The sequence below is a fragment of the Nocardioides flavus (ex Wang et al. 2016) genome (genome assembly GCF_014653115.1).
Lineage (GTDB): Bacteria > Actinomycetota > Actinomycetes > Propionibacteriales > Nocardioidaceae > Nocardioides > Nocardioides flavus.
In genome coordinates this window covers 310,002-324,330 of record NZ_BNAD01000001.1, presented here as the reverse complement: position 1 = coordinate 324,330, position 14,329 = coordinate 310,002, and the positions used below count along the sequence as shown (strand labels likewise).

General features: G+C 71.6%; 11 protein-coding genes. 6 read left to right on the top strand and 5 right to left on the bottom strand.

Features of this window, described 5'->3' with window-relative positions; translation table 11 throughout:
- The first annotated feature begins 9 nt into the window (after window positions 1-9).
- Together IE200_RS01570 and IE200_RS01565 are read left to right on the top strand one after the other, a co-directional pair.
- Complete coding sequence (locus IE200_RS01570; protein ID WP_191277595.1) at window positions 10-633, top strand: anthranilate synthase component II; 624 nt, start codon at window positions 10-12, stop codon at window positions 631-633.
- 5 nt (window positions 634-638) lie between these two features.
- The gene (locus IE200_RS01565; RefSeq protein ID WP_191277594.1) at window positions 639-1,925 is read left to right on the top strand and encodes an anthranilate synthase component I family protein; all 1,287 of its coding nucleotides are present in this window, start codon (window positions 639-641) and stop codon (window positions 1,923-1,925) included.
- A 50-nt stretch (window positions 1,926-1,975) separates the two neighbouring features.
- Here the strand turns inward: IE200_RS01565 and IE200_RS01560 are convergent, their stop codons facing one another.
- The 5 genes from IE200_RS01560 to IE200_RS01540 form a co-directional block, all read right to left on the bottom strand.
- Window positions 1,976-3,370, bottom strand: a complete 1,395-nt coding sequence (locus tag IE200_RS01560) for a HAMP domain-containing sensor histidine kinase (RefSeq protein WP_229855949.1) — start codon at window positions 3,368-3,370, stop codon at window positions 1,976-1,978.
- A 10-nt stretch (window positions 3,371-3,380) separates the two neighbouring features.
- Window positions 3,381-4,076, bottom strand: a complete 696-nt coding sequence (locus tag IE200_RS01555) for a response regulator transcription factor (protein WP_191277593.1) — start codon at window positions 4,074-4,076, stop codon at window positions 3,381-3,383.
- 130 nt (window positions 4,077-4,206) lie between these two features.
- A complete protein-coding gene (locus IE200_RS01550) occupies window positions 4,207-5,070 on the bottom strand; it encodes a fructosamine kinase family protein (protein WP_191277592.1) in 864 nt (287 codons plus the stop codon).
- Entirely contained in the window at window positions 5,070-5,582 is a 513-nt protein-coding gene (locus IE200_RS01545) for a low molecular weight protein-tyrosine-phosphatase (protein WP_229855948.1), read from the bottom strand. Before IE200_RS01545 ends, IE200_RS01550 begins: the two co-directional genes overlap by 1 nt.
- Window positions 5,583-5,587: 5 nt before the next feature.
- Window positions 5,588-5,977, bottom strand: a complete 390-nt coding sequence (locus IE200_RS01540) for a phage holin family protein (RefSeq protein WP_191277590.1) — start codon at window positions 5,975-5,977, stop codon at window positions 5,588-5,590.
- Window positions 5,978-6,049: 72 nt separating this feature from the next.
- Between IE200_RS01540 and IE200_RS01535 the strand changes: the two genes are divergently transcribed.
- The 4 genes from IE200_RS01535 to IE200_RS01520 all read left to right on the top strand — a co-directional run bounded on the left by IE200_RS01535 (window position 6,050) and on the right by IE200_RS01520 (window position 14,084).
- Window positions 6,050-6,619 carry a VanZ family protein gene (locus IE200_RS01535; protein ID WP_191277589.1) on the top strand — a complete coding sequence of 190 codons (570 nt, stop codon included), beginning with the start codon at window positions 6,050-6,052 and terminating at the stop codon, window positions 6,617-6,619.
- Entirely contained in the window at window positions 6,616-7,692 is a 1,077-nt protein-coding gene (hisC, locus tag IE200_RS01530; protein WP_191277588.1) for a histidinol-phosphate transaminase, read from the top strand. Before IE200_RS01535 ends, hisC begins: the two co-directional genes overlap by 4 nt.
- Window positions 7,693-7,829: 137 nt before the next feature.
- The gene (locus tag IE200_RS01525; protein ID WP_191277587.1) at window positions 7,830-8,819 is read left to right on the top strand and encodes a glutathione S-transferase family protein; all 990 of its coding nucleotides are present in this window, start codon (window positions 7,830-7,832) and stop codon (window positions 8,817-8,819) included.
- Between the two features lie 300 nt (window positions 8,820-9,119).
- Window positions 9,120-14,084 (top strand): prealbumin-like fold domain-containing protein, encoded by a 4,965-nt coding sequence (locus tag IE200_RS01520; protein WP_191277586.1) that lies wholly within the window; start codon window positions 9,120-9,122, stop codon window positions 14,082-14,084.
- Window positions 14,085-14,329 lie beyond the last annotated feature (245 nt).

Here is a 14,329-nt window from a genome sequence, read left to right as displayed (position 1 = left end):
GGTCGCTGCGTGCGACCGGACGTGATCGTGGTGGACCACCACGACTCCTACACGTGGAACCTGGTGCACCTCGTCGCCGCCGTGACGGGCGAGCTGCCGCGGGTGGTGCAGCACGACGAGGTCGGTGCCGAGGACGTGCTGCGGCACTCGCACGTGGTGCTGTCCCCGGGGCCGGGGAGCCCCGACTCCGAGGCGGACTTCTCCGTGGGCACCGCGGTGCTCCGTGACGGGAGGCGGCCCGTGCTCGGCGTGTGCCTGGGGATGCAGGGGCTGGTGGCGGCGTACGGCGGGACCGTCTCGCGCCTGCGGCCGGCGCACGGCGAGGTCGCCTCGATCCGCCACGACGGGGCCGGCGTGCTCGCCGGGCTGCCGCAGGGGTTCGCCGCGGTGCGCTACCACTCGCTGGGCGCCGTCGAGCTGCCAGCCGCCCTCGTGGCCACGGCGTGGTCGGAGGACGGCGTCGTGATGGGCGTGCGGCACGTCGACCTGCCGCTGGAGGGCGTGCAGTTCCACCCCGAGTCGGTGCTGTCCGAGCACGGCGAGGCGATCGTGAGGAACTTCCTCGATCGCACCCCACGACGTTCTTCTCCTCCGCTCCGCTCCCCCGAACAACGCCGCGGGGACCCCGAGTGAGCGAGATGGATCCGGTGTCCTTCTTCCGCGACGTGGCGTCACTGCGCCCGCGCTGCTTCTGGCTCGACGGCGGCGGCGCCCGCGAGTGGTCCGGTCGCCGGTCGATCATCGGCTGGCTCCACGAGGACGACCCGTCCCTGTCGTGGTCGGCTGCCCGGCGCGAGGTCACCCTGCACGCCGGCGGGTCCACGCAGGTCGTCGGCGACGACGTCTTCACCGTGCTCGAGGAGCGGATCGCCGCGGGGGAGCAGTGGTTCGGCTACCTCGGGTACGCCGCCCGCACCGACCTGCCCGCCACCCCCGACCCGTTCCTGCCCGACGCGGTCTGGATGCGGCCGGGGGAGGTGCGGGTCTTCGAGCACCCTTCGGTGGTTGCCGAGGGGCGGGCGGGGGCCTCCGCAGAATCCCCGCTCGAGCGGGGATTCTCGCTCCTGGAGGGGGTTGCAACGGCCTCCAGGAGTCAGGACACCCCTCCCAGTACGTACGCCGCCGCCTTCGGCCGCGTCCAGGAGCACCTCCACGCCGGCAACTCCTACGAGGTCAACCTCACCCACCGGCTCACCCGCACGTCCGACCTCGACCCCGTCGCGGCCTACATCCGCCTCCGCGCGCTCAACCCCGCGCCGTACAGCGGGTTCCTCCAGCACGACGTGCCCGGCGCGCGCGCCTGGCTGTTGTCGAGCTCGCCGGAGCGGTACGCCTTGGTCACCGCCGACCGGCACCTCGAGACGAAGCCGATCAAGGGCACCACGCCCCGCGGTGCCACTCCCGAGGAGGACGAGGAGCAGCGCGGTCGACTGGCGCGCGAGCCCAAGACGCGCGCGGAGAACCTGATGATCGTCGACCTGCTCCGCAACGACCTGTCACTGGTCTGCGAGGTCGGCTCGGTGGAGGTGCCCGCCCTGATGCAGGTCGAGTCGTACGAGTCGGTGCACCAGCTCGTCTCCACCGTCCGCGGCCGGCTCCGCGACGACGTCTCGACCGTCGCGGCGCTGCGCGCGCTGTTCCCCGCAGGGTCGATGACGGGCGCGCCGAAGCGCCGGACGATGGAGGTGATCGAGGAGGTCGAGGCGACGCCGCGCGGCGCGTACGCCGGGGCGTTCGGGTGGATCAGCGGCGACGGCCCTGCCGACCTCGGCGTCGTCATCCGCTCGCTGGTCACCGACGGCAGCGGCACCTGGGTCCTCGGCACCGGCGGCGGCATCACCGTGCAGTCCGACCTCCCCGAGGAGTGGGCGGAGACGCAGTGGAAGGCCGAGCGGCTGCTGCGGGTCTTCGACCAGGCGCTGTGACCGGGCCGGCAGGCCGTACCCACCCTGATGCACGGGGGTGGGTAGGTGCACTAACCCGGCGTTGCAGCTCCGACCCCCGGCACCCACATCGAGAACCGCGCCCCACCGCCGGGCGCCTCGGAGACCCGGATCTGCCCGCCGTGGCGGTCGATGACCTGCTGCACGATGGCCAGCCCGAGCCCGGAACCGGGCATGGCGCGTGACTCCTCGGCTCGGTAGAACCGCTCGAACACGTGCGGGCGGTCGGCCTCGGCCACGCCGCTGCCCTGGTCGTCGACGGTGAGCACGCCGCCGGTCAGGCGCACGGTGACGGTGCCGTCGGCGGGGCTCCACTTGGCGGCGTTGTCGAGGAGGTTGGTCACCGCGCGCTCGAGGCTGTTGGCGTCGCCGACCACCGGCCAGGACTCGAGGTCGACGTCGAAGCCCACCCCGTGCGCGCGCCGCCGCACGCGCTTCACGGCCCGGTCCACGACCTCGGCGAGCTCGACGCGGGCCACCACGTGGGAGGTCGGCTCGTCGCGGGCGAGCTCGACGAGGTCGCCGACCAGCGCGCTGAGCTCCTCGATCTGGCCGCGCACGTCGTCGAGCAGCTCGAGGCGCGCCTGGGTGGAGAGGGCGGTGTTGCCCTCGGCCTGCCGGAGCAGGTCGAGGTTGGTCCGCAGGGAGGTCAGGGGCGTACGCAGCTCGTGGCTCGCGTCGGCGACCAGGCGCCGCTGCCGGTCGCGGGAGGCGCCGAGGGCCAGCAGCATCTGGTTGAAGGCGGTCGCGAGGCGCGCCACCTCGTCGTCGCCCTCCACCCGCAGCGGCGACAGGTCCTCGGTCATCGCGATCCGCTCGACCGCTGAGGTGAGGCGGCGTACGGGCCTGAGCCCGTTCTTGGCGACCAGCCAGCCGGCCAGCAGGGCGGCGAGCAGGCCGAGCGCACCGAAGACGAAGAGCACGCCGCCGAGCTTCTCCAGCGTCCGGTCGTTGGGGGCGAGGGGCTGGGCGAGGATCAGCGCCTGGCCGCTGCCGGCGCCGACGGTCGCGACCCGGAAGCGCTCCCCCTCCTCGGTGACGAGGGTCCGCACGGCCGACTCGCGCTGCCCGGTGACCACGTCGTACTCAGGCTGGCCGAGGGTGAAGGTCGGGATGCCCGAGCCCGACATGCCCCGCCCGTCGGCGGTGATCAGGATGATCCGTACGTCCGCCGCACCGAGCACCCACGACGGCACGCCCTTCGCGGTGATCCGGGACAGGGTGGTGTCGGCGGTCGCGCGGTGCGCGCGGTTGAGCAGCGACTGGTCGAGCGAGCTCATCAGCTGCTGGCGCATCACGAAGAACGCGGTGAGGGCCATCGCCGCGATCAGCAGCCCCAGCACGAGCGTGGTGAGGACGGCGACCCGCGACGCCAGCGACCTGCGGTAGTGCCAGCGCCCGTCGGGCCAGACGGCCGCCCGCCTCACGACGGGACCTTCATGATTCCTTCAGGACGTAGCCGACGCCGCGCACCGTCTGGATCAGCCGCGGCTCGCCCTCCGCCTCGGTCTTGCGCCGCAGGTAGCCGACATAGACCTCGAGCGAGTTCGCACTCGTGGGGAAGTCGTATCCCCAGACCTCCTCGAGGATGAAGGAGCGGTCGAGCACCCGCCGAGGCCGTCGCAGGAACATCTCGAGCAGCGTGAACTCGGTGCGGGTCAGCTCGATCGCGCGACCGCCGCGCGAGACGTCGCGGCTCGCGACGTCCATGGTGAGGTCGGCGAACGACAGCACCTCGTTCTCGGCGTCGCCGTCGGGCACGACGCGGCGCAGCAGCGCTCGCAGCCGCGCCAGCAGCTCCTCCAGCGCGAACGGCTTGGTGAGGTAGTCGTCGGCTCCCGCGTCCAGTCCCTCGACCCGGTCGCCGACCGCGTCGCGGGCGGTGAGGACCAGGACCGGTACGTCGTTGCCGGCCGCACGGAGGGCGCGGGTCGTCTCGATCCCGTCGAGGCGCGGCATCATCACGTCGATCACCACGACGTCGGGCTGGTGCGACCCGACCGCCACCAGGCCCTCGGCGCCGTCGGCGGCCAGGACGACCTCGTAGCCGTTGAACTCCAGCGACCGGCGCAGCGAGTCGCGCACGGCCCGGTCGTCGTCGACGACGAGCACGCGGGGCCGGGACTCAGTCACGCGCCCAAGGATGCCACCGGCCCCTGAGGCGATCCTGAAAACATGGTGAAGGCAGTTCGGGCCTCGCGGTCGTCTCCTGAGCGTGGGCTGCGGCCGTCACGCCGCGAACTGCCTTCATGGTGCGGCGGGGTCAGGCGAAGCGCGCCGCGACCGCCCCGGCTCGCGCGCCGTAGCCGCCGCCGAACATGCAGGCGTGCACCAGCAGCGGGAAGAGCTGGTGGACCCCGAGCCGGTCCTCCCAGCCCTCGGCGAGGGGGTACGCCTCGTCGTAGGCCGCCACCACCCGCGGCAGGTGGGTCAGACCGAACAGGTGCAGCATCGCCAGGTCGACCTCGCGGTGGCCCCCGTGTGCGGCCGGGTCGATGACGTGGATGGCGAGGTCCTGGCCCCAGAGGCAGTTGCCGTTCCAGAGGTCGCCGTGCAGGCGGGCTGGGGTGTCCTCGGGGAGCAGCTCGGTGAGCCGGCCGACGACGGCCTCGACCGCTGCCGCGTCGGTGTCGCTGATCGCGCCGCGGTCGCGCGCGAGCTTGAGGTAGGGCAGCACCCGGCGCACGGCGTAGAACTCCGGCCACGAGTCGGCGCCCTTGTTGGGCAGCGGCAGCCGTCCGATGAACCCGTCGTGGTCCAGGCCCCACCCGTCGGCTCCGGCCCGGTGGGTGGTGGCGAGCTGCTGGCCGAAGGCGACGGCCGCCTCGACGGGGGTCTTCTGGCCCTGCTCGACCCACGCGAGGACGACGCAGTCGGGCGCGGCGGCGAGGACCTCGGGGACGAGCACCCCGCCGTCGACCTCGGCGAGCCAGCGCAGCCCGGCGACCTCGGCCTCGAAGAAGCCCTCCGGTGCGTGCGGCAGCGTCTTCATCAGGGCCGTCTGTCCGCTGGAGAGCCGCAGCCGGGTCGCGGTCGCGATGTCGCCCCCGGCCACCGGGGAGGTCGCGACGACCGCGGTGCCGAGCAGCTCCTCGGCGCGGCGGGCGACGAGCGGCTGGCGAGCCATCAGGCCGGACCCTCGAGAGCGCGGGGGAGGGCCGCCACGATCGCATCGCTCGTGCGCTCGACCATCGCCAGCACCTCCTCGAACCCGTCGTCCCCACCGTAGTACGGGTCCGGGACCGCGGCCCCGGGATCGACCGGATCGAGGTCGCGGAACATCCCGATCCGGGGCTTCCGCCCGCCGACGTCGGCGAGGTTGGCCTCGTCCATCACCAGGACGAGGTCGTACGCCTCGGCCCAGCTCGCGTCGTACTGCCGGGCGCGGTGCCGGGTCGGGTCGTAGCCGGCACCGGCCAGCGTGCTCGCTGCGCGCGGGTCCATGGGGTTGCCGACGTGCCAGCCGCCCGTGCCGGACGAGGCGACCTCGACCCGGTCGTCGAGACCGGCGTCGGCCAGGCGGCTCTCCAGGACGACGTGCGCGGTGGGCGAGCGGCAGATGTTGCCGAGGCAGACCAGCGCGATGCGGTAACGCCCCGGCTCACGAGCGTCGGGGAGAGCGGTGGGGAGGTCGGGCACCCGCATCAGTCCCGCGAGGGGAGGGCGATCCGGACGCCCCAGCCCACGACGGTGATGATCAGCGACCCGACGAGCGCGTTCCAGAAGCCGTCGACGTGGAAGCCGAGGTCGAAGCCGTCGGCCAGCCACGCGGTGAGCATCAGCATGAGCGCGTTGATCACCAGCAGCAGGAAGCCCAGGGTGAGGATGATGAACGGCAGCGACAGCAGCTTGACGACCGGCTCGACGAAGGTCGAGACGAGCCCCAGGATCAGGGCCACGACGAGCAGCGGCAGGAACTTCTCCTGCAGCTCGGCCTGCCCTTCGGCGGGACCGTCGAAGTAGATCCCGGCCAGTAGCTGGGCCGCCACGGCCAGCCCGGCGGCGTACGTCAGCAACCACGTCACGAACCTCATACGGCGAGACTAGCCACCACGCTGGTGGAGGAGGGACGAAGTCCCGTCACGAGACCCGCGTACCCTCCCCGGATGGTCACGATCGGCGGAGCGGGCGTGATGGTGCTCGGCGCACTGGCGGCCGGCGTCGTGGCCGCCCTGCTCGCGCTGGGCCTGCGTGACCGCCTCGGCACCGCCTTCGCGGTGTCGGTCGCCGGGCTGCTGTGGTCGCTGGTCGCGATCGCCCTCGTCACGCTCGTGCCGACCCGGCCGGACGTCGGCATCGTCCCGGCCGAGACCCGCGCCGAGTCGTGCTCGTGGGACTACGGCGGCCCCTCGGGGGCGGCCTTCGAGGTGTTCGGGCTCGACCAGCGCACCCTCAACGTGCTGCTGTTCGTGCCGGCCGGGACCTTCCTCGTGCTCGCCGTCGGACGGTGGTGGTCCGGCGTGGTTCTCGCGCCGCTCGGGCTCGCCGCGTTGGCGGCCTACAGCCTCGGCATCGAGCTCACCCAGCTGCAGCTCGCCCGCCTCGACCGTGCCTGCGACGTGACCGACCTGGTCGACAACGTCCTCGGCGCTGCGCTCGGCTCGGTCCTCGGACTGCTGCTCCTGCCGGTGGTCCGGCCCTGGCGGAGGAGAGCGCTCACTAAGGTCTCCGCATGACCACGCCCCAGCCCCGGCCCAACGTGCTCGCCATCCCTGCGTACGTCGCCGGCAAGCCTCCCGTCGCCCGACCCGGGCTGACGTCCTACAAGCTGTCGTCCAACGAGAACCCCTTCCCGCCCCTTCCCGGCGTGCTGGAGGCCGCGACCGAGGCGGCGGCGCAGATGAACCGCTACCCCGACATGGGCAGCACCGCCCTGTACGCCGCGCTCGGCGAGGCGATGGGCGTCCCCGTCGAGGACCTCGCGGCGGCCACCGGCTCGGTCGGCCTGATCTACCAGCTGGTCAACGCGTTCTGCGAGCCCGGCGACGAGGTCGTCTACGCCTGGCGCTCCTTCGAGGCCTACCCGATCGCCGTCACGGCCGGCGGTGCCGCCAGCGTGCAGGTGCCAGTGACCTCTGACGGCCGTCACGACCTCGACGCGATGGCCGCGGCCGTCACCGAGCGTACGAAGGTCGTCATCGTCTGCACGCCCAACAACCCCACCGGGCCTGCGGTCAGCCAGTCGGAGCTCGACGCCTTCATCGCGAAGATCCCCACCCACGTGGTCGTCGTGGTCGACGAGGCCTACCTCGAGTTCGTCCGGATGGACGACGCCATCGACGGCATCGCGACCTACCGCCGCCACGACAACGTCGTCCTGACCCGCACCTTCTCCAAGGCCTACGGTCTGGCCGGCTTCCGCGTCGGGTACGCCGTGGCGCCGGCGCCCCTGGCCGCCGCCCTCCGCGCGGTGTCCCTGCCGTTCGGCGTCAGCCACGTCGCCCAGGCCGCAGCCATCGCGTCGCTGGCCGCGCAGGACGAGCTGCTCGCGCGGGTCGACGAGCTCGTCGTCCGCCGCGACGTCCTCGTGGGCCGGCTGCGCGAGGTGGGCTGGGAGCTCCCCGACGCGCAGGGCAACTTCGTCTGGTTCCCCCTCGGCGACCGTGCCCTCGACTTCGCCGCCGCGTGCGGCGAGGTCGGGATCTCGGTGCGTCCCTTCGCCGGCGACGGCGTGCGGGTGAGCATCGGCGAGACCGAGGCGTTCGACCGCGTGGTCGAGGTGGCCGCCCGCTTCGCCCCGGGCGCATAGCTCGTTCGACCCCGGGTAGTCCAGTGGCCAAACGCTGCCGAAGGCCCGCCGGAACGACGTCTCGCCACTGGACTACCCGGCCGGGACGACAGCTCGCCACTGGACTACCCCGCCGGGGCGGCCGCTATGGTTGAAGAATGAACGACACCGCGACCTACACGAAGAAGGGCGAGCCCTTCGAGCGCGACATGTCCTACATCCCCGACCGGGTGCTGGCTGGCGAGCGGTCGGCGGACCCGCTCGACGACACGTTCCCGAGCGGCTCCAAGGACAGCCCGCGCGACGTGGAGGTGTGGCAGGCCGAGCCCGGTCGCTACCGCCTGGTCGCGGCCCGCGCCTGCCCGTGGGCGCACCGCTCGATCATCGTGAGGAAGCTCCTCGGCCTCGAGGACGCCATCTCGTGGGGAGCGCCCGGGCCCGTGCACGACGCCCGCAGCTGGACCTTCGACCTCGACCCGGGCGGCAAGGACCCGGTGCTGGGCATCGAGCGGCTCCAGGAGGCCTACTTCGCCCGGGAGGCCGGCTATCCGCGTGGCATCACGGTGCCGGCGATCGTCGAGGTCGCGTCGGGCAAGGTCGTCACCAACGACTTCCCGCAGATCACCCACGACCTCTCGTTCGAGTGGCGCGACCACCAGCGCCCCGACGCCCCGGACCTGTGGCCCGCCGACGTCCGCGAGGAGATGGAGGCGGTGATGAAGCGGGTGTTCACCGAGGTCAACAACGGCGTCTACCGCTGCGGCTTCGCCGGCTCGCAGGAGGCGTACGAGGAGGCGTACGAGCGCCTGTTCGCGGCCCTCGACTGGCTCGAGGGGTGGCTGGCCGACCGCCGCTTCCTGATGGGCGACTCGATCACCGAGGCCGACGTACGTCTCTTCACGACCTTGGTGCGCTTCGACGCCGTCTACCACGGCCACTTCAAGTGCAACCGCAACAAGCTCACCGAGATGCCCAACCTCTGGGGCTACGCCCGCGACCTGTTCCAGACCCCCGGCTTCGCCGACGAGGTCGACTTCGAGCAGATCAAGCATCACTACTACGTCGTGCACACCGACATCAACCCCACCCAGATCGTGCCCGCCGGACCCGACGAGTCCGGCTGGCTCACCCCGCACGGACGGGGCTGACGCCAGCGGTCCCACCCAGCGGTCCCACCCCACGACCTATCCCACCTTGGGTACGTGGTCTGGTCCGTTCACCCCTTATCCGGGCTGATGGGCCAAGTTTCGGTCAAGCCCGTCGTCAGGTAGTCCGCGACCTCCATCGGGTCCGGTGCGGCGCCCCCTGCGTCGCGCCAGTCTTCTGATCGCAGGCACAGCAAGCCGTGCGTCTTGGGGGCGCGCGGAGCCACGGTCGACAGCGCTGGGCGGCGTCGGTCACCGATCGGACTTTGACAGTGGGGACTACTCGCACAGGGGGCGAGCAACATGCATCGCGTACGCACGAAGACCAGGAACGCGCGGCAGGGCCGGGCACGAGGGGCACACGCCGCGGAGCGGCACCGGAGCGGGCTCGGGCGACTGCTCGCCCTCCTCCTGCTCGTCCCGGTGTTCGCCGTCCAGGCGACGACCACGGCCGCGAGCGCCGCGGTGGTGGCAGGGTTCGAGATCGACGGCGACACGCCGGTCAACGAGGGCGGACTCGACTGGGCCACGACCGGGGAGAGGGCCTCCGACCCGGTGGGCAACGTCGACACGAGCACGTTCAAGGGCAGCAAGGAGTTCGAGCACCCGTCCACGTGGGAGATCGGGACCGGCCTCGCCCCCAACCAGGACGACATCTCCGACGTCTACGTGCACGACGCGATCGTGGACGAGGACATCTGGGGCTTCATCGGCTTCCGTCGCTACACCACGAGCGGCGTGACGAACTTCGACGTCGAGTTCAACCGACAGGAGAACGCGGGCGGGAGCACGTACCTGCCGGTGCGTTCGGTCGGCGACGTCATGGTCCGCTTCGAGCAGGACGGCAACAAGGGCTTCAAGCTCACCAACGCCTACTTCTGGCGCCTCGAGACCGGCCCCGACTGGAACGCGAGCTGCCTCGAGGTCAGCGGCTACTCGCCCGGTGCCGGATGGTGCCCGGTCGACATCGCCCAGGTCCCCTTCACCGGCACCACCGGCGAGGGTGGCCTCTTCGGCGAGGGCGCCTTCAACTTCACCGCGCTCCTCGAGCTCGGCGGCGGTGACATCACCTGCCTGGGCGGCAACTTCGGCACGATGAACATCCGCACCTTCACCGGCAACGCCAACGAGTCGGCGCTCAAGGACTACGTCGACGCGGTCAGCATCGACGTCGGCGACACGTGCGGCGCCATGGAGATCTACAAGGTCGACCAGTTCGGCAACCCGGTCCCCGGTGCCACGTTCTCCATCTCGCCCAACCCGATCCCCGGCGCCACCGAGAGCCCCCTCGTCATCACCGAGGGCGGCGCGGGTGACCCCGACGGCACCGCGGACGGCGCGATCATCATCGAGCCGGCGGTTCCGGGCGAGTACGTCGTCGTGGAGACGGCGGCGCCGGACGGCTACGAGCTGCCGCAGCCGGAGTCGGCCCGTACGTGGACGGTGACCGTCGGTGAGGACGGCGTCGGCAGCGTCAACACCCCGCTGACCGTCACCGACCGCAGGTACTTCGCGGCGCCGACGATCGTCAACGCCCCGACCTACGACGTCGACTACAACTGGTTGGTCACCAAGTCGGTGGCCGCGCCGAAGACGGTGAACGTGCCCGAGGGCACGCCCGCGAGCTTCGACTACGAGGTGCGCCTCGAGGCGCTCGACCCGACGCGGTCGGACTTCGGCGGGACCGTCACGGTCACCAACCCGAACCCGCTGCCGATGGTGGGGACGCTCTCGGCCGAGATCACCGGCGGCGCGGCCTGCTCCATCGACGCCGAGGACCAGTCGGGCGCACCCGGGCTGCAGGTGGACCTGGCGAGCGGCGCCAACCCGTTGACCTACACCTGCCCCACGGCTGCCCTGCCGGGCGGCACCACCGCCACGGTGACGTGGGCGGAGGCGACGTACCCGAGCTCCGACCCGGCGGAGACCTACACCCGCTCGGACGCGAAGGCCTTCGCGATCGACCAGCGGACCGACGAGACCACCACGGTCACCGACACCTTCCACGGTGGCGCCGCGGAGGACCTCGGCACCTTCGACTGGAGCACCGTACGGGCCTCGGAGGACCCGGCGGCCCACACGGTCGTCGTCGACACCTACTCGCGCAGCATCGACGGCGTCCCCGGTGAGTGCGAGGACTACACCAACACCGCGCGTGAGTCGGCCGACGACACCAGTGACAGCGAGACCGTCACCGTCTGCGTCGGACGCAACCTCGACGTCACCAAGGACGCCAACCTGGGCTACCAGCGCGAGCTCCTCTGGGACATCGCCAAGTCGGGCCCGGGCACGGTCTGGGTCGGCGAGGACGAGAACGGCGACCTGAGGAAGACCGTCGACTTCACCATCGACGTCACCGCCGACGGCGTGAGCGACTCCGAGTGGGCGCTCACCGGCACGATCCTCATCGACAACCCCAACGACTGGCCGGTGACGGTCGACGTCACCGACACGGTCGTGGTCGACACGAAGGTGCTGCAGTGCACCATCGACGGCGGCGCCTCGGTGGCCGTCCCGGCGAACGCGGTCGACCACCCGGTCACCTACGACTGCCCGGGCGTCGAGCAGGGTGACTACGTCGGCGAGAACACCGTCACGATCGACTGGAGCGACGACCCGTACGCCTACCCGAGGACGAGCGACAGCGCCACCGTCGACGTCGAGGTGACCGGCGACCCCGAGCCCACGAACGCGACGGTCACGCTCACCGACCTGCTCGAGGGCGAGGACGTCACCGCGGACCTGCCGCAGGCGACCTTCGACTGGGAGACCGTCCACGCGATGGACGACCACACCCAGAGCCTCACCTACTCGGTGGAGCTCGACGGTGCGACCGGCGAGTGCGTGCCCTACGAGAACGTCGTGACCATCGACCAGACGAAGCAGTCCGACAGCCACACCGTGACGCTCTGCTCGCCGGGCGTGGCCAAGACGGTCCAGGCCGACTTCGGCCGCAAGCAGCTGTGGAGCCTCACCAAGGACGTCGACAAGACGTTCGTCGAGGTCGGACCCGACGGCCAGGCGCGGTTCAACTACACCGTGACCGCCACCCCGGGCGACGTCGTCTGGGACGGCACGGCCTCCTGGTCGGGTGCCATCACGGTCAGCAACCCTTCCGACGAGGTGCTGGTCGTCGACGTGGCCGACCTGGCCGACGTCGAGGGATGGACCTGTGAGGTGGTCGACGACGCCACGGGCGTGGAGATCGCGGCCGGCGGCAGCGTCGAGCTGGCCTACGAGTGCGAGGGGTCGGGCAAGACGTCCGGCACCAACACCGCCCAGGTGAGCTTCGGGGACGAGGTCGTCACCGAGACCGTCGACGTGGAGTTCGCGCCGCGGCCCGGGATCACCGACTCGACGACGACCCTGGTGGACGACATCCCCAACGACGGGGTGCCGGCCAAGGAGTTCGACGTCGACGCGGCCGACGGGCCCGACGTGTTCACCTACTCCCGCGACCTCGGCGCTCCCGCCGGCGCCTGCGAGACGTACACGAACACGGCGGTGCTCGCCCTGACCGGTGAGGACCTCAGCGCCGACCGTACGGTCCGCGTCTGCGAGGAGGCCCCGCTCGAGGTCGCGGTGGAGGGTGCCGGCAGCTACGGCATCACCTACCCGTGGACCATCGAGAAGGAGGTCGACCGGACCCGCGTCGAGGTCGACGCGGAGACGGGCGAGGCCGACTTCACCTACGTGGTGACGGTCCGCGCCGGTGACCGGCAGCCGGCCGGCTGGACGCTCACGGGCGACGTCACGGTGACCAACCCGAACACCTACGCGGAGGGCGACATCGAGATCACCGACCTCGACGTCAGCACCGACGTCGGTGGTGGCGCGGTCTGCACGGCCACGCTGCCCGCCGAGCCGGTGGTCGCGCACGGTGACGACCTGGTGGTCGGCTTCGCGTGCGAGTTCTCGGGCGAGCCCGCCACCTCGGGCACGGTCACCGCCGACGTCTCCTGGGACCCGGCCGGTGCCGCGGAGAACGACACCGCGTCCGGCTCCGGCGACGTGACCCTGACCGTGGGTGAGGAGGTCGACCGGACCATCGAGGTCTGGGACGACCAGACCGACCCGGAGAACCCGGTCCTGCTCGACGGTGAGCTGGAGTGGGCCGAGGACCTGGTCGAGACGTACGAGTACACCCTCACCCACGAGGGCGTGCCAGGCCAGTGCGTCGACCTCACCAACACCGCATGGCTCGAGCTCGCCGGGGAGAACCCCAGCGACAGCACCACCGTCACGGTCTGCACCGAGGCACCGCTCGAGCTGGCGCCGACCGCGACGGCCGACCTGGCGCGTGACTACGCCTGGTCGATCGGCAAGGTCGCCGACGCCACGCAGCGCACGGCCGACGCCTCCGGCAACGCGACCTTCACCTACACGGTGACGGCCCGCGCCGGTGACGCGACCGACTCCGGGTGGAGGCTGCAGGGCTCGGTGGAGATCACCAACCCCAACACGTACGCCGACGGTGACATCACCGCCGACGTCACGGCGGCGACGGACCTCGGAGGTGGTGCGGTCTGCACCGTCACCGGCGGCTCGGACGTCGTGATCGGGGACGACAGCTCGGCCACCCTGCCGATCGCCTGCACGTTCGCCTCGAAGCCCGCGGGCTCCGGGACGCTCAGCGTGACGGCGACGTGGGACCCGCCGGGCGAGGCGAGCTCGACGTCGGTCACCGAGACCACGGGCCCGATCACCTTCGGCGTCCGCTCGGAGACCAACAAGACGGTCCAGGTGGTCGACGACAAGACGGTCGCCGGTCAGCGGGTCGTCCTCGACCCGGCGCTCACGTGGGCCGCGGGCCTGGTCAAGAGCTACACCTACGACCTGACCCTCGCCGGCGGCGCCCCCGGTGCCTGCCAGGGCTGGACCAACACCGCGACGATCGACCTGCCGGTCGGTACGGACCCGACGGCGACCGCTGCCGTGCTGGTCTGCACCCCGGCGGCCGAGGTCCTGCCCGAGCAGGCCTTCGGCAAGGCGGTCGGCTCGGTGAAGGCGACCTGCCAGGGAACGGTCCGGGCCAAGCTGGCCAACCGGTCCGGCGACACCGTGGTCTACAAGCTGCGGGTCGGCAAGAAGGTCCACCGGATCACGGTCAAGTCCCTCGCGAAGAAGAAGTTCGTCACGAAGGGCAAGCCGCGGGCCAAGGTCACGTTGAAGGTCGGCTCCACCAGGCTCGACAAGCTCCGCATCCCGGCGTTGTGCGCGGCCCCCGAGGTCCTGCCCGACACCGGCCTGCGAGGCACGGGCGCATGACAGCCACCTTCATCGCCGGGTAGCAGAAGCTGCCCGAGCCTCCACCCCCCAATGGAGGCGAGCCGGCGTCGACGGGTCACCCACGAGCCCGTCGGCGTCGGCTCATCCACTTCGGTGAGGGCCTGACAATCCCGGCCGCACGGCGTTGCGGAGCCGGGCGTACGCCTGATTGGTGCTGTCGGGCTCCGACAGATACCTTGACCCCCATCCTGTGGTCGGGGTCACACACGCCGACGACCACGCGT